This window comes from Phycicoccus sp. Soil802, from assembly GCF_001429605.1.
GTDB lineage: Bacteria > Actinomycetota > Actinomycetes > Actinomycetales > Dermatophilaceae > Pedococcus.
This window is the reverse complement of sequence record NZ_LMSS01000005.1, coordinates 81,685-102,442: the sequence shown is the minus strand read 5'-3', so window position 1 is coordinate 102,442 and position 20,758 is coordinate 81,685. Positions and strand designations below refer to the sequence as shown.

General features: G+C 72.8%; 21 protein-coding genes. 10 read left to right on the top strand and 11 right to left on the bottom strand.

Annotated elements, in window-relative coordinates:
- Positions 1 to 14 precede the first annotated feature (14 nt).
- Together ASG91_RS11620 and secA are read left to right on the top strand one after the other, a co-directional pair.
- Positions 15 to 317: a GNAT family N-acetyltransferase gene (locus tag ASG91_RS11620; protein ID WP_056922817.1), complete on the top strand. Its 303-nt coding sequence runs from the start codon at positions 15 to 17 to the stop codon at positions 315 to 317.
- Between the two features lie 225 nt (positions 318 to 542).
- Positions 543 to 3,452 carry a preprotein translocase subunit SecA gene (secA, locus tag ASG91_RS11615; RefSeq protein WP_056922816.1) on the top strand — a complete coding sequence of 970 codons (2,910 nt, stop codon included), beginning with the start codon at positions 543 to 545 and terminating at the stop codon, positions 3,450 to 3,452.
- 16 nt (positions 3,453 to 3,468) lie between these two features.
- On the opposite strand, the gene ASG91_RS11610 is transcribed toward secA, so the two are convergent.
- Together ASG91_RS11610 and ASG91_RS21045 are read right to left on the bottom strand one after the other, a co-directional pair.
- On the bottom strand, positions 3,469 to 4,020 hold the full coding sequence (locus tag ASG91_RS11610; RefSeq protein WP_157581757.1) for an Rv3235 family protein: 552 nt from the start codon (positions 4,018 to 4,020) through the stop codon (positions 3,469 to 3,471).
- The gene (locus tag ASG91_RS21045) at positions 4,017 to 4,934 is read right to left on the bottom strand and encodes a LysM peptidoglycan-binding domain-containing protein (protein ID WP_235545575.1); all 918 of its coding nucleotides are present in this window, start codon (positions 4,932 to 4,934) and stop codon (positions 4,017 to 4,019) included. The genes ASG91_RS11610 and ASG91_RS21045 overlap by 4 nt, the downstream gene beginning before the upstream one ends.
- Before the next feature lie 66 nt (positions 4,935 to 5,000).
- Here ASG91_RS21045 and ASG91_RS11600 point away from each other — a divergent pair, with 66 nt between their 5' ends.
- A complete protein-coding gene (locus ASG91_RS11600) occupies positions 5,001 to 5,573 on the top strand; it encodes a hypothetical protein (RefSeq protein ID WP_056922814.1) in 573 nt (190 codons plus the stop codon).
- On the opposite strand, the gene ASG91_RS11595 is transcribed toward ASG91_RS11600, so the two are convergent.
- The gene (locus ASG91_RS11595; protein WP_056922813.1) at positions 5,564 to 5,788 is read right to left on the bottom strand and encodes a helix-turn-helix domain-containing protein; all 225 of its coding nucleotides are present in this window, start codon (positions 5,786 to 5,788) and stop codon (positions 5,564 to 5,566) included. The two genes, ASG91_RS11600 and ASG91_RS11595, sit on opposite strands and share 10 nt — an antisense overlap.
- Before the next feature lie 276 nt (positions 5,789 to 6,064).
- Between ASG91_RS11595 and ASG91_RS11590 the strand changes: the two genes are divergently transcribed.
- Positions 6,065 to 6,742 carry a hypothetical protein gene (locus tag ASG91_RS11590; RefSeq protein WP_157606320.1) on the top strand — a complete coding sequence of 226 codons (678 nt, stop codon included), beginning with the start codon at positions 6,065 to 6,067 and terminating at the stop codon, positions 6,740 to 6,742.
- A complete protein-coding gene (locus ASG91_RS11585) occupies positions 6,739 to 7,983 on the top strand; it encodes a ParA family protein (RefSeq protein WP_056922811.1) in 1,245 nt (414 codons plus the stop codon). The genes ASG91_RS11590 and ASG91_RS11585 overlap by 4 nt, the downstream gene beginning before the upstream one ends.
- Before the next feature lie 19 nt (positions 7,984 to 8,002).
- On the opposite strand, the gene ASG91_RS11580 is transcribed toward ASG91_RS11585, so the two are convergent.
- Both ASG91_RS11580 and ASG91_RS11575 read right to left on the bottom strand, forming a co-directional pair.
- The gene (locus tag ASG91_RS11580) at positions 8,003 to 9,370 is read right to left on the bottom strand and encodes a hypothetical protein (protein ID WP_235545574.1); all 1,368 of its coding nucleotides are present in this window, start codon (positions 9,368 to 9,370) and stop codon (positions 8,003 to 8,005) included.
- Positions 9,367 to 9,816, bottom strand: a complete 450-nt coding sequence (locus ASG91_RS11575) for a hypothetical protein (protein ID WP_371262052.1) — start codon at positions 9,814 to 9,816, stop codon at positions 9,367 to 9,369. The genes ASG91_RS11580 and ASG91_RS11575 overlap by 4 nt, the downstream gene beginning before the upstream one ends.
- Before the next feature lie 49 nt (positions 9,817 to 9,865).
- On the opposite strand from ASG91_RS11575, the gene ASG91_RS11570 reads away from it, so the two are divergent.
- The 4 genes from ASG91_RS11570 (at position 9,866) to ASG91_RS11555 (ending at position 14,330) form a co-directional block, all read left to right on the top strand.
- Positions 9,866 to 11,290, top strand: coding sequence for a wax ester/triacylglycerol synthase family O-acyltransferase (locus tag ASG91_RS11570; RefSeq protein WP_056922809.1), 1,425 nt, complete (start codon positions 9,866 to 9,868; stop codon positions 11,288 to 11,290).
- Positions 11,287 to 12,327 (top strand): patatin-like phospholipase family protein, encoded by a 1,041-nt coding sequence (locus tag ASG91_RS11565; RefSeq protein ID WP_082594113.1) that lies wholly within the window; start codon positions 11,287 to 11,289, stop codon positions 12,325 to 12,327. The genes ASG91_RS11570 and ASG91_RS11565 overlap by 4 nt, the downstream gene beginning before the upstream one ends.
- Positions 12,324 to 12,746, top strand: a complete 423-nt coding sequence (locus ASG91_RS11560; protein ID WP_056922807.1) for a hypothetical protein — start codon at positions 12,324 to 12,326, stop codon at positions 12,744 to 12,746. Before ASG91_RS11565 ends, ASG91_RS11560 begins: the two co-directional genes overlap by 4 nt.
- Positions 12,747 to 12,863: 117 nt before the next feature.
- Positions 12,864 to 14,330, top strand: a complete 1,467-nt coding sequence (locus ASG91_RS11555; RefSeq protein ID WP_056922806.1) for a peptide ligase PGM1-related protein — start codon at positions 12,864 to 12,866, stop codon at positions 14,328 to 14,330.
- Positions 14,331 to 14,354: 24 nt separating this feature from the next.
- Here ASG91_RS11555 and ASG91_RS11550 read toward each other — a convergent pair whose 3' ends face one another.
- Positions 14,355 to 15,176 (bottom strand): alpha/beta fold hydrolase, encoded by an 822-nt coding sequence (locus tag ASG91_RS11550; RefSeq protein WP_056922805.1) that lies wholly within the window; start codon positions 15,174 to 15,176, stop codon positions 14,355 to 14,357.
- A gap of 91 nt (positions 15,177 to 15,267) precedes the next feature.
- On the opposite strand from ASG91_RS11550, the gene pruA reads away from it, so the two are divergent.
- On the top strand, positions 15,268 to 16,896 hold the full coding sequence (gene pruA, locus ASG91_RS11545; RefSeq protein WP_056922804.1) for an L-glutamate gamma-semialdehyde dehydrogenase: 1,629 nt from the start codon (positions 15,268 to 15,270) through the stop codon (positions 16,894 to 16,896).
- A 20-nt stretch (positions 16,897 to 16,916) separates the two neighbouring features.
- Here the strand turns inward: pruA and ASG91_RS11540 are convergent, their stop codons facing one another.
- From ASG91_RS11540 to ASG91_RS11520, 5 genes are all read right to left on the bottom strand, one after another.
- Positions 16,917 to 17,408 (bottom strand): DUF2505 domain-containing protein, encoded by a 492-nt coding sequence (locus ASG91_RS11540; RefSeq protein ID WP_056922803.1) that lies wholly within the window; start codon positions 17,406 to 17,408, stop codon positions 16,917 to 16,919.
- Positions 17,409 to 17,481: 73 nt separating this feature from the next.
- A complete protein-coding gene (locus ASG91_RS11535; RefSeq protein WP_056922802.1) occupies positions 17,482 to 19,143 on the bottom strand; it encodes a 5-oxoprolinase/urea amidolyase family protein in 1,662 nt (553 codons plus the stop codon).
- Between the two features lie 6 nt (positions 19,144 to 19,149).
- Positions 19,150 to 19,920: a LamB/YcsF family protein gene (locus ASG91_RS11530; protein ID WP_056922801.1), complete on the bottom strand. Its 771-nt coding sequence runs from the start codon at positions 19,918 to 19,920 to the stop codon at positions 19,150 to 19,152.
- The gene (locus ASG91_RS11525; protein ID WP_056922800.1) at positions 19,917 to 20,453 is read right to left on the bottom strand and encodes a hypothetical protein; all 537 of its coding nucleotides are present in this window, start codon (positions 20,451 to 20,453) and stop codon (positions 19,917 to 19,919) included. Before ASG91_RS11525 ends, ASG91_RS11530 begins: the two co-directional genes overlap by 4 nt.
- Positions 20,450 to 20,758: a hypothetical protein gene (locus ASG91_RS11520; protein ID WP_056922799.1), complete on the bottom strand. Its 309-nt coding sequence runs from the start codon at positions 20,756 to 20,758 to the stop codon at positions 20,450 to 20,452. Before ASG91_RS11520 ends, ASG91_RS11525 begins: the two co-directional genes overlap by 4 nt.

Here is a 20,758-nt window from a genome sequence, read left to right as displayed (position 1 = left end):
GCTTGGCTTGGCGCATGACGGACCTCCGGACCTCCGACATCGTGGTCACCGACAACCCGGCCGAGCACCGGTACGAGGCCCGCATCGACGGGGCGCTCGCAGGCTTCTCGGCCTACCGCTTCAAGGGCGCCCACATCGTCTTCACGCACACCGAGGTGGACGACGCCTTCGCCGGGCAGGGCGTCGGCGGGGTGCTGGCCAGGGGCGCGCTCGACGACGTCCGGGCCCGGGCCGAGCACGACGTCGTCGCGCTCTGCCCCTTCATCTCCGCGTGGATCGCCCGGCACCCCGACTACCAGGACCTCGTCGCCCACTAGGGCTCCTCGTCGGAACCGCACTGTGCCGTCGACCGGAACCCCGCTGTGTTGTCGACCGGAACCCCGAATGCGCCCGGCGCGTTCGGCCGTGGGGAGCGTTCCCCGCCCGCGGGTCCACGGCGTCGCGTCGACTCGACTAGCCTAGGTCGGGCCTTGCCACCCGGATGACCACGGCTGCGGTCGTCCGGGCGTAGCAGGAGATCAGAAAACTTCAGGAGATGTTGCGTGTCCAAGATCGTCGAAAAGCTGCTGCGTGCCGGTGAGGGACGCATCCTCAAGAAGCTCCACGGGATCGCCGCCCAGGTGAACGCGATCGAGGAGGACTTCGCCGCGCTCACCGATGCCGAGCTGCGGGCCGAGACCGATGTGTTCCGCAAGCGCCTCGCAGACGGTGAGACCCTGGACGACCTCCTCCCCGAGGCTTTCGCGGCGGTGCGCGAGGCGTCCAAGCGGACCCTCGGCAAGCGTCACTTCGACGTCCAGCTCATGGGTGGGGCCGCGCTCCACCTCGGCAACGTCGCGGAGATGAAGACCGGTGAGGGCAAGACCCTGGTCGCGACCCTGCCGTCCTACCTCAACGCCCTCGAGGGCAAGGGCGTCCACGTGGTCACGGTCAACGACTACCTCGCGGAGTACCAGTCCGAGCTGATGGGCCGCGTCCACCGCCTGCTGGGCCTCGAGACCGGTGTCATCCTCGCGTCGATGACGCCCGAGCAGCGTCGCGCCGAGTACGCCAAGGACATCACCTACGGCACGAACAACGAGTTCGGCTTCGACTACCTGCGCGACAACATGGCCTGGTCGGTCGACGAGCTCGTGCAGCGCGGCCACAACTTCGCGATCGTCGACGAGGTCGACTCCATCCTCATCGACGAGGCGCGCACGCCGCTCATCATCAGCGGTCCCGCCGACGCGGCGACCAAGTGGTACACCGAGTTCTCCAAGATCGCCGACCGGCTGACCCGCGGTGAGCTCGAGTCCGGTGAGGGCGACTACGAGGTCGACGAGAAGAAGAAGACCGTCGGCGTCCTCGAGGCCGGCATCGCCAAGGTCGAGGACTACCTGGGCATCGACAACCTCTACGAGTCCGTCAACACCCCGCTGATCGGCTACCTCAACAACGCCATCAAGGCGAAGGAGCTGTTCAAGCGCGACAAGGACTACGTCAACATGAACGGCGAGATCCTCATCGTCGACGAGCACACCGGCCGCATGCTGGCCGGCCGTCGCTACAACGAGGGGATGCACCAGGCGATCGAGGCGAAGGAGGGCGTCGAGATCCAGAACGAGAACCAGACGCTCGCCACGATCACCCTGCAGAACTACTTCCGCATGTACGACACCCTCTCCGGCATGACCGGTACGGCCCAGACCGAGGCCGCCGAGCTGAACTCGATCTACAAGCTCGGCGTCGTGCCGATCCCGACCAACCGCCCCATGGTGCGCAAGGACCAGGCCGACCTGGTCTATCGCACCGAGGAGGCGAAGTACACCGCCGTCGTGGACGACATCGCGCAGCGGTATGCCGAGGGGCAGCCCGTGCTCGTCGGTACCGTCTCGGTCGAGAAGAGCGAGTACCTCTCGGACCAGCTGCGCCGCAAGGGTGTCCCGCACGAGGTCCTCAACGCCAAGCAGCACGAGCGTGAGGCCGCGATCGTGGCGCAGGCCGGTCGCAAGGGGGCCGTCACGGTGGCCACCAACATGGCCGGCCGAGGCACCGACATCATGCTCGGTGGCAACCCCGAGTTCATGGCCGTCGCCACCCTCAAGCAGCAGGGCCTCGACCCGGTGGAGACGCCGGAGGAGTACGAAGCCGCGTGGGACGCCGCCCTGGTCAAGGCCGAGGAGGCCGTCCAGGCCGAGCACGACGAGGTGACCGAGCTCGGTGGGCTCTACGTGCTGGGCACCGAGCGGCACGAGTCGCGCCGCATCGACAACCAGCTGCGTGGCCGCTCCGGTCGCCAGGGTGACCCGGGCGAGTCGCGGTTCTACCTCTCCCTGCAGGACGACCTCATGCGGCTGTTCAACGCCGCCATGGTCGACCGGTTCATGACCACGGCCAAGATGGAGGACGACGTCCCGATCGAGTCCAAGATGGTCAGCCGCTCGATCCAGAGCGCGCAGGGCCAGGTCGAGGGTCGCAACTTCGAGATCCGCAAGAACGTGCTGAAGTACGACGACGTCCTCAACCGCCAGCGCACGGTCATCTACGACGAGCGTCGTCGCGTCCTGGAGGGCGAGGACCTGCACGAGCAGATCCGGCACTTCATCAACGACGTCGTGGGCGGGTACGTCGACGCCGAGACCGCCGAGGGCTTCGCCGACGACTGGGACCTCGACCGCCTGTGGACCGCCCTCAAGACGCTCTACCCGGTGTCGGTGACCCCGCAGGACGTCCTCGAGGCGGCGGACGGGTCACTCACCCGCGACAGCCTGCGCGAGGTCATCACCTCCGACGCGCACCACGCCTACGACGAGCGTGAGGCCCTGCTCGGCGCCGAGGTCATGCGTGAGGTCGAGCGCCGGGTCGTGCTGTCCGTGCTGGACCGCAAGTGGCGCGAGCACCTCTACGAGATGGACTACCTCCAGGAGGGCATCGGCCTGCGGGCGATGGCCCAGCGCGACCCGCTGGTCGAGTACCAGCGCGAGGGCTTCCAGCTCTTCGAGGCGATGAACGAGTCCATCAAGGAGGAGTCGGTCGGCTACCTGTTCAACGTGCAGGTCGACGTCGACCAGCCCGAGGAGCCCGCTCCGGCGCTCCAGCCGGTCAGCGTGTCCGACATGCTCGCCGGGTCGGGGCTGTCCTCGGCCGCGACCGAGGTCGACGAGACCGTCGACGCCTCGGCCGGGTCGAGCAACGGCGGCCGGGCCGCGGACGCCGACCTGGTGCCCGCCGAGTCCGCCCTGGCGGCGGAGCGGCATCCGACGTTCCGGGCCAAGGGCCTCGAGCAGCCGGAGCGTCGTCCGCAACAGCTGCAGTATTCCGCGCCGAGCGAGACCGGCGACGTGGAGCACCGGGCGGTGGGCTCGGTCAACGACACGCTGACCGAGGACCAGCTCAAGGGCGCGTCACGCAACGGTCCGTGTCCCTGCGGCTCGGGCAAGAAGTTCAAGATGTGCCACGGGAAGCCGTGACGCCGACGTCCTGACCTCAGCCGACCTGGAGGGCCTCGACCCGCCAGCGCCCGTCGATGCCCACGAGCCGGAAGGCCAGCGCGCGGACCCGGCCGCCGTCGACCACGACGGCGCTGGCCTCGGCCACTCCGTCGGCCGGCTCGCACACGCGGACGCCACGCACCACGGTGCGCCGCGTCGACCCGGCCCCGCGCCGGGCTGACACGGCCGCGCGGCGGGCCACGGCGGCATACACCTCCGGGGTGGTCCAGCGCAGCACCTGAGGCGCCGGACGGGCTCCGGCCATCACCTCGACGAGCCCCTGGGCGATGTGGCCGGCCCACTCGCGGGGGTCGGGGAGGTCGTCGCGCCGGGTCGGGCGCTCGCCGAAGAGCTGCTCGTCGGTCATCGAGTCGAAGTCGACGGCGAGCGCGTCCTGGATGTAGCGCGGCGGGACGCGGTCCTCGGGCACCCAGGACTCGAGCTCGCTCAGCACCGGGGGCCGGGTGCGGGGAGCCGGGACGATCCGCAGCGGGGTGAGCCGTCCGGGCGCCGTCGGGGTGGGGGAGGCGCCCCGCGCGGGGCTCACGGGTGGGCTCCCACGGGTGCGCGCAGCCGCTGTCCGGGCCGGAGGAGGTCGGGGTCGGGACCGATCACGTCGCGGTTGGCTGCGTACCAGTGCGGCCACGCAGCGGCGACCTCGGTGTCGGTCGCCCCGGGGCCGAGGTGGCGACGCGCGATCGTCCACAGCGAGTCGCCGCGGTGGACGACGACCTCGGTCGAGGCCGGGGCGCTCGGGCCGGTCACGAGGCGCGCGACGGGGGCGGGCGGGTGCACCGGTCGCGACGGGGTCCAGCCGGGCCCGGTGACCGAGGGCGCGGTGACCGAGGGCGCGGTGACGGAGGGCGCGGTGACGGAGGGCGCGGTGACGGAGGGCGCGGTGACGGAGGCTGCTGTGGCGGAGGCCTCCGGGGCGGCTGGTGTGGGTGCCGAAGGCGAAGGCGAGGGCGTGGCCGCCGGCAGGGTCAGGACGAACCCGGGGGAGCGTCCCGCGGGTGCGCCGGGCCCGCCCACGCCGCCCACCGAGCCGGTCGCGGTGCCCGGCGCGAGGGTGGCACCGACGGCAGCACCCACCAGGATCGCGGCGACCCGTCTCGTCGCCGCGGGCGCCACTGTGCGCGACCACCGTCGAGCCCGGTCGCCGAGCCGGCCCGGGAGGTGGGCCGCGCAGGCGATGGTGGTGCTGACCACCAGCCACCCAGCGAGGAGCACGCAGGCGGCCAGGACGACGACCAGCACCGCCTCTTCGAGGCTCGCTGGTCCGGGGGCCCGCACGACCCGCCACGCACTCCGTGCCCCTCCCAGTGCGAGCAGCTCCAGCCCGGCCAGCGCACCGATCGCGGCGACCGGCCTCAGGCCTGCGCCGATCCCGCGGCGTCGGCTCACGGACTCGTTGAGCACCATCCACACCCCCCGTGGCGACTTGCCTTGTATCGTTTCCATGTGGTTGCGTCTGCTTGATGCGGTTTGACGGTAACAACGTGGAGCCATGGTGGCAAGGGGAGGACGATGCGCTGGGACGACCTGTTCTCAGACCTGGGGGCCCAGTGGGACGCCGAGGCGCGGCGCGAGCTGGACGGCGAGGTCGCCGACCGCACCAGGCGGGAGCGGGCGCAGGTGGGCCTGCAGGAGCGGCTGGCGGCGGCCCTCGGCGGGCGGGTGGCGCTGACGGTGCGCGTGGTCGGCTCGCTGCCGGGGCGGGTCCTGGAGGTGGGTGACGGGTGGCTTCTGCTGGCCACCGAGCCCGGCGGCCTGGCGCTCGTGCCGTTCCCCGCGGTGACCGGGGTGACGGGGCTCCCGGCTCGGGTCGACGAGGCCGGTCCAGGACGTCGCTTCGGGCTCGGCTACGCCCTGCGCGGGCTGAGCCGCGACCGCGCCACCGTGCTCGTGACCGACCTCGACGGGGTGGTGGTGAGCGGCACCATCGATGCGGTGGGTCGCGACGTGCTAGAGCTGAGCGAGCACGCCCCGGACCTGCCCCGCAGGGCGGGGAACGTCACCGGGCGTCGCCTCGTGCCGTTCTCCGCGGTGGTGCTGGTGCGCCCCGCCCGACCGGCCGGGGCGCAGCCGGGTCAGTCCTGACCCTGGCCGAACGGGTGGGCGGCGACGAAGGTCTTGGTCTCGCTGTACATCCGCTGGATGTACCCCTCGAGCTCGGCCACCTCGACGCGCCACTGACCGCGGCCGCCGACCTTGATGGCGGGCAGCTCTCCGGAGCGGACGAGTGCGTATGCCTGGGCTGACGAGATGTCGAGAACTTCCGAGACCTCGGAAAGCTGAATGAATCGCTTTGCCACGTTCTTCCCCTCTTCTTCCGCCAGTCGCCTTGACTGGGAGCAGACCTTTCCTTGACCGAATTTTTACCATGTTCTTGTGGCTGCGTCTGTTCGTTGGACAGATTCTGGCATCTATAGCCGTTTGGGGGAGTTGGCCTCCCGACCTTGTGGATGACCCGCGAACCTGTGGACTGAGCGGGTCTGGCCCCTCCCGGCGCGCCATGATGACCGCTCCGGTGCGCTCGTTTGCCCCGGTCAGGAGCCGATGAAGACGTGTTGACGAAGGGGGACCTCGCCATGACTGACCTCGCTGCGCCCAAGGCGGTCCGGCTCCAGCGCCCGGGGTGGCGCGACGCCCGCCTCGGGGTGGGGGTGCTGCTCGTGCTGTCCTCGGTCGGCCTCGGCGCCTTCGTCGTGGCCCACGTCGACGACCGGACCGCGGTGTATGCCGCCCGCGGAGCCTTGGTGCCGGGCCAGCGGCTCACCGACGACGACCTGAGCCGGGTCGACGTCCAGCTGGGGGCGGAGCTGACCGCCTACCTCTCGGCGACCGGTGGCCTGGCGCCCGACCGCTTCGTGCTCCGGCCGGTGCCCGCCGGAGAGCTCGTCCCGGCCGCCGCGGTGGGCGACCGGGACGAGGTCGGGGTCCAGCCGCTGGTCCTCACCGTCGATGCCGGCTCCGCGGCCGCCCTGCAGGTGGGGTCCACCGTCGACGTCTACGTCAACCGGGTCGACCCGGCCGCCGGCAGCGGCTCGGCAGGGGGCTTCCTCGGGCCGGAGCTCACCCTGCAGGCCGTCTCCGTGTCGAGCCTGCCCCGCAGCACGGGCGGGCTGGGAGGTGGCTCGGCGGGTGACCGCGCCGTGCAGGTCATGGCCCCGACCCCGCGGATCAAGGAGATCATCGCCGCGGTCGACCTGGGGGCGCGGGTGACGGTGGTGCCGGTGGCCGGCTCGGCCCTCCGGGTGGAGCAGTGACGCGTCAGGTCATCGCCGCCCTCGACGCGTCCTGGGAGTCGGAGCTGGTCGCGGCGGTCGAGGGCACCGCCGGCTACACCGTCGCGCGGCGGTGCGCCGACCTCGCCGACCTGCTGGCCGCCGCAGCGGCGGGGCACGGGGAGATCGCCCTCGTCTCCGCCGACCTGCGCGCCCTGGACCGTCCGGCGCTGCACGAGCTGGCCAGCCACGGGGTCGAGGCCGCCGGGGTGGTGGGGCCGGGCGACGAGCCGGGTGAGCTCCGACTGCGCCAGCTCGGCCTCCAAGTCGTCCTGCGCGCCGACCTGGCCAGCCACGAGATCGATGACGCACTCGACTCCCTCGAGGCGGTCCACGGCGGGCCGCCCCCCACCGGACCCGACGGGCTGGCCGGTGGCCACCTCGACGACGGCGCGGCACCGCCGACCCCGGCGACCGTCATCGCGGTCTGGGGCCCGACCGGCGCGCCGGGTCGCACGACCGTCGCGGTCAACCTGGCCGCCGAGCTCGCCCTCCGCGAGCCGACCCTCCTGGTCGACCTCGACACCTACGGCTCGTCCATCGCCCAGGTGCTCGGGCTGCTCGACGAGGCGCCGGGGGTCGCCGCGGCGACCCGCGCCGCCGACCAGGGTGGGCTCGACCTCGCGGGGCTGGCGCGAGTGGCTCCGGAGGTGAGCCCCGGGCTGCGGGTGCTGACCGGCCTACCGCGGGCCGGGCGGTGGACCGAGCTCCGGGCGCCCTCGGTGGCGCACGTGCTGGCCACCGCCCGGGGACTGGTCCGCTTCGTCGTCGTGGACTGCGGCTTCGCGATCGAGGACGACGAGGAGCTGTCCTACGACACCCTGGCCCCCCGGCGCAACGCCGCCACCCTCACGGCGCTGGAGGAGGCGGACGAGCTGGTCGTGGTGGGCACGGCCGACCCGATCGGGCTGCAGCGGCTGGTCCGGGCGGTCCAGGACCTCGCCTCGGTGCCGTCGCCCCGGGCCCGGGTGGTGGTCAACCGGGTCCGGCCCACGTCCGTGGGGCCGCGCCCCGAGCGCCGGATCGCCGAGGCGCTCGGGCGCTTCGCCGGGATGGACGACCTCACCTTCCTGCCCCTGGACCAGCCGAGCCTCGACGCGGCCGTGTTCGCCGGGACCACGCTGGCCGAGTCCGCGCCCCAGTCCGCGCTGCGCAGGGCGCTCGCCACGCTCGCTGACGGGTATGCCGCGCCGTTGCCCGAGCGTCGTCGCCGACGTCGCTGACGGGCCCGGCCCCGTCGGGTCAGGAGCTGAACAGCAGGGTGAGCCCGCCCACGGTGTAGCCGACCATCAGGACGAGCAGAGGCACCTGGCCGAGCACGGCGGCCCGGCGCGGGAACAGCGTGATCGCGCGCTCGTGGGCGGCGACGACGCCGAGGACGTGGCCGGTGATGATGGCCACGACCTGGATGCCGGCCACGAGGCCGGGGGCGATGAGCGCGGCCGAGGGCGACACGCCGGCGGTGCCCAGCCAGTTGGCCCCCGTCCCCAGGGGGTCGCTCATCTTGGCGAGGCCGTTGGTGCCCTCCCACACCCACAGCGACCAGTAGTGCGCGACGAGGTACCCCGCGGCGATCGGGATGAGCGAGGGCGCGAAGGCCGTGGCGATTCCTCGCACGCTGACGCCGGCGAGGCGCGCCGACAGCACGGCCGCGGCATACAGGGAGCCGGCGACGACGAGGCTGAAGGTGACCAGCGCCCCGGTCTCCCACAGGCGGGCGGGGAGGCTGGACGACTGGACGAACGTGTACCAGCGGGTCTCGCCGGAGAAGCCGTCGTACGCGGTGGTGCCGAGCATCACCGACGTGACCGCGAGCAGCCCGGGGGCCGCGTCGAGCTGGAGCGGTCCGTGCAGGGGGGTCCGCAGCACCCAGCGACCGTCGGCCCGCCGGCCGAGGGGGCTCAGCGTGCCGTAGAGGGACGACCAGGAGGTGAAGGGGTCGCCTCGACGCAGGTAGGGCGTGCCGAAGGTGAGGGCCAGGACGATGCTGACGATGAGGTAGCCGAGCACCGCGATGCGCAGCACCGGCTGGTCGGCGTTGTCGGGGGCGATCAGCTCGAGCCAGGCGAAGGCGAGCAGGCCGGTCGCGGCCGGCCAGAAGCCGAGGCGGTAGTCCGCGAGGGCGAAGTCGTCGTCGATGCGGGCCGCTCGCAGGATCCCGGTGCGGATCCAGCGCACCGGGTTGAGCAACCGCCAGATGCCGCCGAACACGATGGACAGGAAGGCGAGCCCGACCCAGAGCCACACGTAGACCACGGAGGGCACCGGGTTGTTCGCGTCGTCCTTGCCGAAGGCCAGCGCCAGCAGGGTCCAGGCCGTGATGGCGAGCGACAGGATGACGAACAGCCCCCGGATGGCGCCGCTGTCGAGGGCCAGCGCGACCGGCATCGGGAGGAGGCGCCCGTCCTGGGCATCGAGCCGCGGTTGCTTCCAGAGCAGCCCCAGCGCGACGAACGACACCACGAGGGCCAGCCCGGCCCCGACGAGCAGGAGCGTGAAGGGGAGCGGGAGGTCCTCTCGCGACCCCACGCCGTGGGCGGGCACGAGGCCGGGCACGAGAGCGGGCAGGGCCGTGGCTGCGGGTAGGGCGGCGAGGGCGCCGGGTGTCACCGGACCGCGATCTTCATCAGCCGCAGCTCCGGGTGGTGGGTCTCCACCTCGTAGACGCCGGGCTGCGCACCCGTGACGGTGACGCTCAACGGCATGCCCGCGACCAGGTCCTTCTCGATCTCGAACCCGTGGATGTGGAGCTGGTCGGCGTGGTCGCTGGTCACGGTGAGGGTCAGCTGCTCGCCGACCGCGAGGTCGACCGTGGCGGGCGCGGGAGTGACCTTCGAGCCGGTGACGGTGATGGCGATGGTGCGGCCGCTCGCGCTGGAGCTGCTGCTGGACGAGCTGGAGCTGCTGCTCGAGGAGCTCGAGGACGTCGTCGAGGAGGAGGTGGACCCGCCCGTCCCGGACTCGTCGCCGGAGCTCCCACAGGCGGCCAGACCGAGGGCGAGGGGCAGGCTCAGCGCCAGTCCGGCGGCACACGTCATCGGCCTGCGCAGGGTCATCTTCGTCACGAACCCGAGTCTAAACAGCGCTTTCTGACACGATGAGCGGGTGCCTGACCGCCTGAGCTCCCTCGACGCGTCGTTCCTCTACCTCGAAGAGGCGACGACGCCGATGCACGTCGGTTCGGTCATGGTGTTCGACCCCCCGAGCGACGGGTTCGACTACGACCGGCTGGTGCAGCTCATCTCCACCCGCATCGCCTTCGTGCCCCGTTACCGGCAGCGGATCCGGCAGATCCCCGGCCGGCTGGCCAACCCGGTGTGGGTCGACGACGAGAACTTCGACGTGACCTACCACGTGCGCCGCTCCGCCCTCCCGCGGCCGGGCAGCGACGAGCAGCTGCAGGAGTTCGTCGCCCGGATCCAGCCCCGCGCCCTTGACCGGCACCGCCCCCTGTGGGAGGTCTACCTCGTCGAGGGGTTGGCCGAGGGGCGCTTCGCGATCGTGACGAAGTCGCACCAGGCGCTGGTCGACGGCATCAACGCGGTCGACATCGCGCACGTCATCGTCGACGGCGACCCGGCAGCCGAGGGACTGGTCACCGACACCTGGCGACCCTCCCGCGAGCCGAGCGACATCGAGCTGCTCACCGGCGCCCTCGTCGACGCGGTCCGGCGGCCCAGCGAGGTCGTCGAGAACATCCGCGGCGGCATGGTCGACGTGAAGGCCGTGGGCACGCGCGCCCTTACTGCCGCAGGCGATGTCGTGTCGACGCTGGCCCGCACGGCCGCCCGACCGGCCCCCCACTCGCCGCTCAACGCGCCGGTGGGGGAGGCCCGCCGCTACGTCATGATCGGCACCGACCTCGAGGACTACCGCAAGGTCCGCAGCCGGCTCGCCCGGGGCAACTACGCCGACGACGTGTCGATCAACGACGTGGTGCTCGCCACCATCTCCGGTGCCTTCCGCACCTGGCTGCTGACCCGTGGCGAGTCCGTCCACTCCGGGACGACGGTGCGGGCGATGGTGCCCGTGAGCGTCTACGACGAGGACGCCCGACACGTCGGCAGCCGGCTCACCGCCTGCTTCGTCGACCTGCCCGTCGGAGAACCCGGCCCGTCGATGCGGCTGCACCAGATCGCGTTCGCGATGCGGCAGCAGATGGAGGGCGGCCAGGCCGTCGGTGCCGAGTCCCTTGCCGGACTGGCTGGATTCGCGCCGCCGACCCTCCACTCCCTCGGTGCCCGGCTCGGGAGCGCGGTGTCCCGGCGGCTGTTCAACGTCGTGATCACCAACGTGCCCGGCCCCCAGCACACCCTGTATGCCGGTGACGCGCGGATGCTGTCCACCTACCCGGTGATGCCGCTCGCCAAGGGACAGGCCCTGTCGATCGGGCTGACGTCCTACGACGGTGGCGTCTACTACGGCCTCAATGCCGACCGCGACTCGATGCCCGACATCGACGTCCTCGGCCAGAGCATCGTCGACTCCCTCGGTGAGCTGCTGGACAGCCACCGGTCCAAGGCGCGATGACACCGCCCGCGGCGCCCGGTGCGGCGAGCCGTCGTGGCGGCCCGCGGCGTGGCCTCGTGCTCGGGGGCGGCGGGGTGCTGGGCGCCGCGTGGATGGTCGGTGCCCTCACCGCGCTCGAGGCCGAGCTCGGGGTGGACGTGCGCGAGTTCGACGAGCTCGTGGGCACCTCGGCCGGCTCCGTCCTCGCCGGGCTGCTCGGGGCCGGGGTCTCGGTCGCCGACCTCCTCACCCACCAGCTCGACGGCAGCATCGACGTCGGGCCGCTGGCCGGGTACGCCTGGGACTACGAGAAGGACACCGGCGGCGACCGACCGGGTCTCCCGAAGGTCGGGCTCGGGTCGCGAGAGCTGTTGCGGCGCAACGCACTCCACCTCCGCCACCTGCCCCCGACCGCCGTCCTCTCCGCGATCCTGCCCGAGGGTCGCGGCAGCATCGAGGCCGTCGGTGCCATGGTCGGCCACGTCGTCCCGGACGGGTGGCCGCCCCGAGGCGGGGTCACCGTCGTGGCCCTCGACTACGACACGGGGGAGCGGGTGGCCTTCGGTCGGGAAGGTGCTCCGGTCGTCGACCTCCCGGCCGCGGTGATGGCCTCGTGCGCGATCCCCGGCTGGTACCAGCCCGTGCGCATCGGTGCGCACCGCTACATCGACGGCGGCGCCTGGTCGTCGACGAACCTCGACCTGATGGCCGGTCTCGGCCTCGACGAGGTCTACGTGCTCGCCCCCCAGGTGAGCTTCGTCCGCGACGCCCCCACCCACTGGCGCACCCGCGTGGAGCGGCAGTGGCGCAACCGCGTGACGCTCCGGGTGCTGCGCGAGCTGGGCAAGGTGCACGACGACGGTGCCGAGGTGACGGTGCTCGGCCCCGGCGAGGAGGACCTCGAGGCGTTCGGGTCCAACCTCATGGACGTCAGCCGCCGGCCGGCCGTGATCGCTACCTCGCTGCGCACGTCGGCCGTGGCCCTGCACGACCCGGCACCCCTACCCGACCGTGCCGCCTTCGACGATGTCGGATCACTCAGTGAGGACGTGGGATGACCCAGACCAGGATCTACGTTCCCCTGCTCCCGGAGGCCGTGCGCCGGCTGGCCGCAGACCGCGAGATCGGTCCTGCGCCGGTCGCCGCCTTCGGCGTTACCGAACGCATCGAGCGCGCCGACCCGACCGGCCTCGAGGAGGAGTGGGAGTATGCCGCGCTGACCGAGGCCGCGGACGCGGCAGCCCTGCTCCAGGGCACCACGGTGGCCAAGCGGGTCGTCGCCGCCGCGGACGTCGACCCCGGCGCGGTTTCGTCGGACGGCACCCGTGAGTCCCTCGCGGCCGTGACGGTCGCCAGCCCGGTCTCGCTGCGACAGGTGGTGTCGTTCCACGTCGACGAGGAGGCGGGCGACCAGGGCATGGAGGACCTGCTCTGGTACGACGCGACCGAGCTCGACGAGGTGCTCCGCCTGCTCTGACCCGGTCGGCTGCCTACTGCCACACGGCCGTTCCGCTGCCACTACGGAGAACGCTGGTTCCCCGGACCTGTCGACCACCTCGATGCTCGAGGTCAGGGCGGGAAGTCCGGAGGTGGTGTGGAGACCGACACGCAGCGCCAGGGCCGGCTGGCCGAGGCGGTGGCCGCCAACCTGGCCGGCTCGGCGACGCCGCACGTCGTCGTGGTCCTGCCCGCGTTCAGCCTCGGCGAGAGCCTGCTGGCGCACTACGCCACCCGCCTGGGCGCGTACGAGCACCGTTACCTGCTCGCCACCCTGATGATCCCCAGGATCCCCGGCTGCGAGCTGGTGTTCGTCACCTGCCAGGCACCGGAGCCCGAGGTCCTCGACTACTACGACCGGCTGGGCTCACCCGGCCACCCGGGTGGCCTGCTGGAGCGGCTGCACGTCCTGACGGTCGAGGACCACTCGCCCCGCGCGGTGTCGGCCAAGCTCCTCGACCGTCCTGACCTCCTCGAGCGGCTGAGCAGCCTGACCGACGGCCGCCTCACCCTCCTCGAGCCGTGGAACGTGACGGACACCGAGATCGAGGTCGCGCGCAGGGTCGGCGCGCCCGTCAACGGCACCGCACCGGACCTGTGGCCGCTCGCGTTCAAGAGCGCCGGCCGCAGGCTGTTCCGCGAGGTGGGAGTGCCCACGCCCGCGGGCGTGGAGGACGTCCGGGACGTCGAGGGGGTGGGACGGGCCGTGGCCGCCATCCGGCGCACCCGCCCCGAGGTCACCGCGGTGGTCGTCAAGCACGACAACAGCGGTGCGGGTGACGGCAACGTCGTGGTGCCGGTCCGCGACACCTCCGGTCGTCCCCTGGACCCGGCCGATCTCGTCGGCGCCCTCGAGCAGAGCCTTCCGCCGTGGTACGTCGCGGACCTCCGGGCCGGGGGAGTCGTGGAGGAGCTCTTGGAGGGCGGCGACCTGCGCAGCCCCAGCGCCCAGGTGGACGTCCTTCCGGACGGCTCCGTGCGGGTGCTGGCGACCCATGAGCAGATCCTCGGTGGCGACAACGGCCAGGTCTACTCCGGCTGCCGCTTCCCCGCCGACCCTGCGTATGCCGCGCGGCTGGGTGCGCACGCCGTGGCCGTGGGCCAGTGGCTGGCTGACCGCGGCGCCCGGGGCCGGCTGGGCATCGACTTCCTCGCCGTCCGGCACCGGGAGGGCTGGGACGTGCGCGCGCTGGAGGTCAACCTCCGCAAGGGCGGGACGACCCATCCGTTCACCGCCCTGCGTCACCTGGCCCCCGGGACCTACGACGCGGCCACCGGGAGGTACGAGCTCGCGGACGGCAGTGGCGCACGGTGCTACCGCTCCACGGACGGCCTCATGGACCCGGCGTGGACCCGACTCTCCCCGACCGCGGTGATCGAGGCCGTTGCCGCAGCGGGACTCCAGTTCGACCCGGCGCGACGGGTCGGCGTCGTCCTGCACATGCTCAGCTGCCTGCGCGTCGACGGCCGACTCGGGGTGACCGCGATCGCCGCCGATCCCGACGAGGTCGAGCGACTCTACGAGGCGACCGAACGAGCCGTGCGGTCCCTCGTGACGGCCTGACCCCGACCTCTCCGGTGCCGGCCGTCAGGCGAGGGCGGCGAGCCAGGGGTCGACGATCGCGTGGAACTCCTCGGTGCGGTCGCGGCGTACGCAGTGCCCGGCGCCGTCGACGACCCTGATGTCGACCTGCGGGTTGGCCAGCTCGGCGGCGCGCCCGCGCACGGCAGGGGTGACCGGCCCGCCACGCTCGGCCAGCAGCACCAGCGTCGGCACCTCGATGGCGGCGACGAGCTGGTCCCACGGCTCGAGCAGGTTCGCGATGCCGAGGTCGAGGAAGGCCAGGTCCACCTGGGCCTTGGACTCCACCCACGGGGCGAGCTCGACGTCGGGCCAGGTCGGGTTGTCGGCGCGACCCTTCTCGAGCTGCCCGGCGGGGTCGTCGGCGAAGGCGCGGCACTCCGCGACCCGTTCACGCACGATGCCGCGCGGCTGCACCCGTTCGGCCGGGTCGCGCCAGGCGGGGTCCTCGAGCACGACGCCGGCCACGAGGTCCGGTCGTCGCGCGGCCAGCGCCCCCGCGATGCCACCGCCCATCGAGTGGCCCACCACGAGGACCCGGCCGCCGTGCGCGGCGGCGACCTGCGAGACGGTGGCCTCGGCCGCGGCATACATCGCCTCCATCGGGTCGGGGGAGGCCAGCTGCACGGGCGTGAACCGCGGTGAGCTGCCGTGGCCGAGCAGGTCCACGCCGACCACGCGGTAGTCCGCGGACCAGCGGCGCACCGCGTCCGGCCAGCAGTCGCCGGAGTCACCCAGTCCGTGCAGGAGCACGACGGTGGGGGCGCTCGGGTCGGCGGGGCCGGACCAGCGGTAGGCGAGCTCGGGGGCGTCGAGGGCAGGCGGCATACGTGACACCATAGGTCCGCGCTGCGCTGCCACCGGAGCTGTGCGGCAGCCGCGCCCGAGCCACCGAAGCGACCCCGAGGAGCCAGCCCACATGGATGCCGTCACCCAGGTGCCCGTCCCCGTCAACGAGACCGTCCTGGACTACGCGCCGGGCAGCCCCGAACGCGCCTCCCTCGAGGTGGCGCTCGCCGAGCTGGGCAGCTCCCGCGTCGACCTGCCCCACACCATCGCGGGCAAGCGGGTCATGGGCACGGGCAAGAAGATCGAGGTCCGCCAGCCGCACGCCCGCCGCAAGGTGCTGGGCACGATGCGCAACGCGACCCTCGGTGACGCCCAGGCAGCGGTCGACGCGGCCAAGGCGGCGGCGCCGCAGTGGCGCGAGACGTCGTTCGACGACCGCGCCGCGATCCTGCTCAAGGCGGCCGAGCTGCTCTCCGGCCCGTGGCGTGCGCACCTGAACGCGGCCACCATGCTGGGCCAGTCGAAGACCGCCTACCAGGCCGAGATCGACGCGGCCTGCGAGCTGATCGACTTCTGGCGGATCAACGTCCACTTCGCCCGGCAGATCCTCGCCGAGCAGCCGCCGCTCAACGCCAAGGGCATCTGGAACCGCACCGACCACCGCCCGCTCGAGGGGTTCGTCTATGCGATCACCCCGTTCAACTTCACCGCGATCGCCGGCAACCTGCCGACCGCGCCGGCGCTGATGGGCAACACGGTGGTGTGGAAGCCCAGCCCGACCCAGCAGTTCGCGGCGCAGCTGACCATGTCGCTGCTCGAGGAGGCCGGGATGCCGCCCGGCGTCATCAACATGGTCACGGGCGACGGACTCAACGTCTCGAAGGTCGCGCTCGCCGACCCCGACCTCGCCGGCATCCACTTCACCGGTTCGACCCCGACCTTCCAGCACCTGTGGCAGGAGGTCGGCGCCAACCTGCCGAGCTACCGCACCTACCCGCGCCTGGTCGGCGAGACCGGCGGCAAGGACTTCATCCTCGCCCACCCGTCCGCAGACCCGGAGGTGTTGCGCACGGCCATGATCCGCGGCGCCTTCGAGTTCCAGGGGCAGAAGTGCTCGGCCGCCTCGCGTGCCTACGTGCCGCGCTCGCTGTGGAAGAAGATCAAGGCCGACCTCGTGTCGATCACCAACGGCCTGAGCCAGGGCGACGTCACGGACCTGTCCAACTTCATGGGCGCGGTCATCGACGAGCGGGCCTACGCCAAGCACACCGCCGCCATCGACCGCGCGCACGCCACTCCGGGCGTCGACGTCGTGGCCGGTGGCACCTACGACGACAGCGAGGGCTGGTTCATCCGCCCGACCGTCCTCGAGATCGACGACCCGACCGACGAGTCCTTCCGCACCGAGTACTTCGGCCCGATCCTGTCGGTGCACGTCTACCCGGACCGCCAGTACGACAAGGTGCTCGATCAGATGGAGTCGTTCGCGCCGTTCGGCCTGACCGGCTCGATCATCGCCCAGGACCGCTACGTGATCGCCGACGCGACGTCGCGACTGCGGTTCGCGGCCGGCAACTTCTACATCAACGACAAGCCGACCGGTGCGGTGGTGGGCCAGCAGCCGTTCGGCGGTGGCCGGGCCTCGGGCACCAACGACAAGGCCGGTGCCGCCCAGAACCTCCTGCGCTGGACCAGCGCCCGCTCCATCAAGGAGACCTTCAACCCGCCGAAGGCACACGCCTACCCGCACATGGGCTGACGCGGGCGCGCCGGGTCGCCTCAGCGCTTGAGCCAGGTCTTGGCGGTGGTGGCCTCGATGTCGATGGCCTCCTCGATCGGCGGCGCGGCGGCCTTCTCGATCTTGCCGCCGATCAGCGGCACCTTGGCCTTGAGCTCGGCCTCGAGCGTCTCCACCGTGCCGCCCGCGCCGGGGGCCAGCATCAGGGTGCCCTTGAGGGCGATGGGTGCGCCGGCGACCGCCATCTCGACCGTGCCGCGCCGGCCCCCGCCGGCGGCGGCCGGCCCCCAGTCCTGGGTCTCGGTCACCTTCAGGGTGTCGCCGACCATGGACTTGGCGAAGTCGGGCAGCCCGTCGCTGGGCAGGATGCGCTCGGTGGTGATGACGGTGTGGTCGCCGACGGTCTCGACGTCCGCCGAGTGCTTGATGGCCGCGGTGGCCGCGCACTTCGCCTCCTGGAACTTCACGTCCGACAGGACCGCGAAGACCTCCTCAGGGGTGGCGGCGTACTCGATCGTCTTGGCGATCTTCATGCGTCTTCTCCTGTCACCGGGGTGCTGCCCACCAAGCGGCGGGACGTCGCCTCGCCAGCGTAGCCATCGGGGCTCAGGGCCGCGACGAGGCCATCCGCAGGCGCACCTGCTGGCCGGGCACCAGCTGGGCGGCGAGGTCCGCGGCGCGCTCGGTGACCACGGCGACGACGGGGTAGCCGCCGGTGACCGGGTGGTCCGCGAGGAACACCACCGGGCGCCCGTCGGCGGTGACCTGCACGGCACCCCTGACCACGCCCTCACTGGGGAGCTCGCGGTCCTCGAACTGTGGCGACCTCGTCAGGACGGCACCGTCGAGGCGCAGCCCGACGCGGTCGCTGGCCGGGTCGATGGTCCAGGGCGACGAGGTCAGCTCCGCGACGTCGCGCAGCCAGTCGCGACGCGGGCCGGGTAGGAGGTCGAGCACCACGGTGCCGCTCGACGGAGTGGGGACAGGGGCGACGTCGACCGTCGGCTGGCCCACGGGGGAGCCGACCCGAAGCAGGTCGCCCTGGCGCAAGGGTGCCGGACCTATCGCGGAAAGCGTGTCGTACGAACGTGATCCGAGCACCGGCTCGACGTCGATGCCGCCACGGACGCTCAGATAGGTGCGCAGTCCGCTCGTGGGTCGGCCCAGGTCCAGGACCGCTCCGTCGCCGACCGTGAACGGGGCGGCATGACCGACCCGGCTGCCGTCGACGGTCGCGGTCGTGGGTGCGCCGGTGAGCACCACGGTGACCGCGCCGTGGGCGCGCAGGGCCAGGCCGCCGTGGTGGGCCTCGATGGCAGCGCGGTCGGTGTCCTGTCCGAGCAGCCGGGCACCGAGCGCGTGGGCCCCGCGGTCGGCGGCCCCAGACGGGCCGACCCCGAGCTCGGACAGCCCGGGGCGACCGCGATCCTGGACGAGGGCCAGGGGGCCGGTCGCGAGCACCTCCAGCCGTGCGTATGCCGTCTGGCCGGCGGTGGCCGCCCGGTCACCAGTCATGGCGGTTCCGTCCGTGTCGACACCAACCACATCGACCCGGTCACCATCGACCCGGTCACCATCGGCCCGGTCACCATCGACACTGTCGACATCGACACGGTGCACATCGACACGGTCAGCATCGACGAACTGCACCCGCAGCCCGGGTCGGAGCAGTGCCGGTGGGTCTCGGTCCAGGTCCCACAGGACCTGCTCGGTGCGGCCGATCAGCTGCCAGCCGCCGGGGGAGGACCGCGGGTAGATGCCACTGAACTCCCCGGCCAGCCCGACCGCCCCGGCGGGGACGCGGGTGCGGGGTGAGGCGCGGCGTGGGACGTCGAGGCGAGGGTCGCCACCCACGAGGTAGGCGAAGCCCGGCGCGAAGCCGCTGAACCCCACCCGCCAGACCCGGCCGGTGTGGGCTGCGACGACCTCCTCGGGCGACAGTCCGGTGAGCTCGGCCACGTCGGCGAGGTCGGGGCCGTGGTAGTGGACCGCGATCTCGACGTCGGCGGCGTCCCCGGCCTCGGCCACCGCTGTACCCGACGAGCCCGAGAGCGTGCGGATGGCCGTCTCGGCGGCCGAGCGGACCCGGCCCAGGGCACCCGCCGAGTCGACGACGAGCAGGAGGGTGCGGGCGCCGGTCACGGCGTCGACGAGGCCAGGGGCGCGGTCGTCGACCCACAGGCGTCGGTTCAGCTCGAGCACCTCCTCGAGCGTGTCGACCTCGGCGAGGAGGGCCTGCTCGCCGCTGGGCAGCAGCCGACCGGTCACGACGGCCTAGGAGTCAGCCGCGACGAACGGCCGGATGGTGACACCGGCCGCCTCGAGGCCGGTCCGCACGGCCGTGGCCATCGACACGGCGCCCGGACTGTCACCGTGGACGCACAGGGACCGCGCGGCGACCGGGACCGCTGAACCGTCGGAGGCGTCGACCCGGCCGGTGACCACCATGCGCACGGCCCGTGCGGCCACCGAGTCGGGGTCGTGCAGCACGGCGCCGTCCTCGCTGCGGGGGACCAGCCGGCCCTGCGGCGTGTAGGCGCGGTCGGCGAAGGCCTCGGACACCGTCGGCAGCCCGGCGGCCTGGGCGACGGCCAGCAGGACCGAGCCGGGGAGTCCGAGCACGGGCAGCGACGGGTCCACCCGACGCACCGCCTCGACCACTGCAGCGGCCTGGGCCTCGTGGTGGACGACCGCGTTGTAGAGGGCGCCGTGCGGCTTGACGTAGCGGACCTTCGCGCCGACCGCCGCGCAGATGCCCTGGAGGGCGCCCAGCTGGTAGACGACGTCGGCCAGCAGGTCGGCCGGGTCGAGGTCGATGAACCGGCGCCCGAAGCCTGCGAGGTCGCGGTAGCCGACCTGCGCACCGATGACGACGCCGCGCTCGGCGGCCTGTCCACACACACGCAACAGCCCCCGGGGGTCGCCGGCATGGAAGCCGCAGGCGACGTTGGCGCTGCTGACGACGTCGAGCATCGCCTCGTCGTCGCCCAGGGTCCACCGCCCGAACGACTCGCCCAGGTCGGCGTTGAGGTCGACGGTCGTCACCGGCGCAGGGCTTCCGCGTGGGTGGCCAGCACGTGCTGCGACTCGCGCAGCACCAGGGCCAGGCGGTGCCGGCGCTGGGCGACGAGGCCGGTGACGGCGTCGAGCTCGGCCTGGATGCGTTCGGCGGACGCGAGCTGGTGGGCGCTCACCTCGCCGTCGGCGACCCCGCTGACGCCCCAGGCCGTGCCGACCTCCCCGTCGTCACCCACCCGGAGACCCGCCTGGCTGGCGCGGGCGGCGACTCGGCGGCTGTCGGCGACCGCCTCGGACAGGTCGGCGGCGTGGGCCTGCAGGGCCGAGCCGACCCGGTCGACCTCGCGGGCCGCGGCGGCCGTGGCGGCGTCGAGCGCCGCGACGCGTCGTCGGGCCGGCCGCAGCACCGCGCCGGGTCGAGCGAAGCCGTCGTGGTCGAAGCAGTCATGGTCGAAGGCGTCGTGGGCAGCGCGGCCAGTGGTCCGCAGCCGGGTGGCCAGCTGGCGCAGGGTGCCGCCCAGGCGCGAGCAGGAGGCCGGGTCGCCGGCGACGAGGCTCACGACCGCACCCGATCGTCGCGTCCGGCCGGGTCAGGGAGTCCCCCAGGGTCAGTAGGTCCGGTGGGCTCGGCGAGCGAGGCGACGTGCAGCTGACCGGCGAGGTCGGTGGCGGTCGCCTCGATCTCGCGCAACAGGTCGGCGAGCTGCTCGACCCACCCGTCGAGGACGGCCTGGGTCTCCCGGTCACCCACCTCGGGGAACTGCTCGAGGACCTCCTCGGCGCCATCCCTCGCGCACTCGCGCAGCGGCCCCAGAGCCGCACCGAGCGAACGGAGACGGTCGGGGTCGACCCGGGCGGGCGGCAT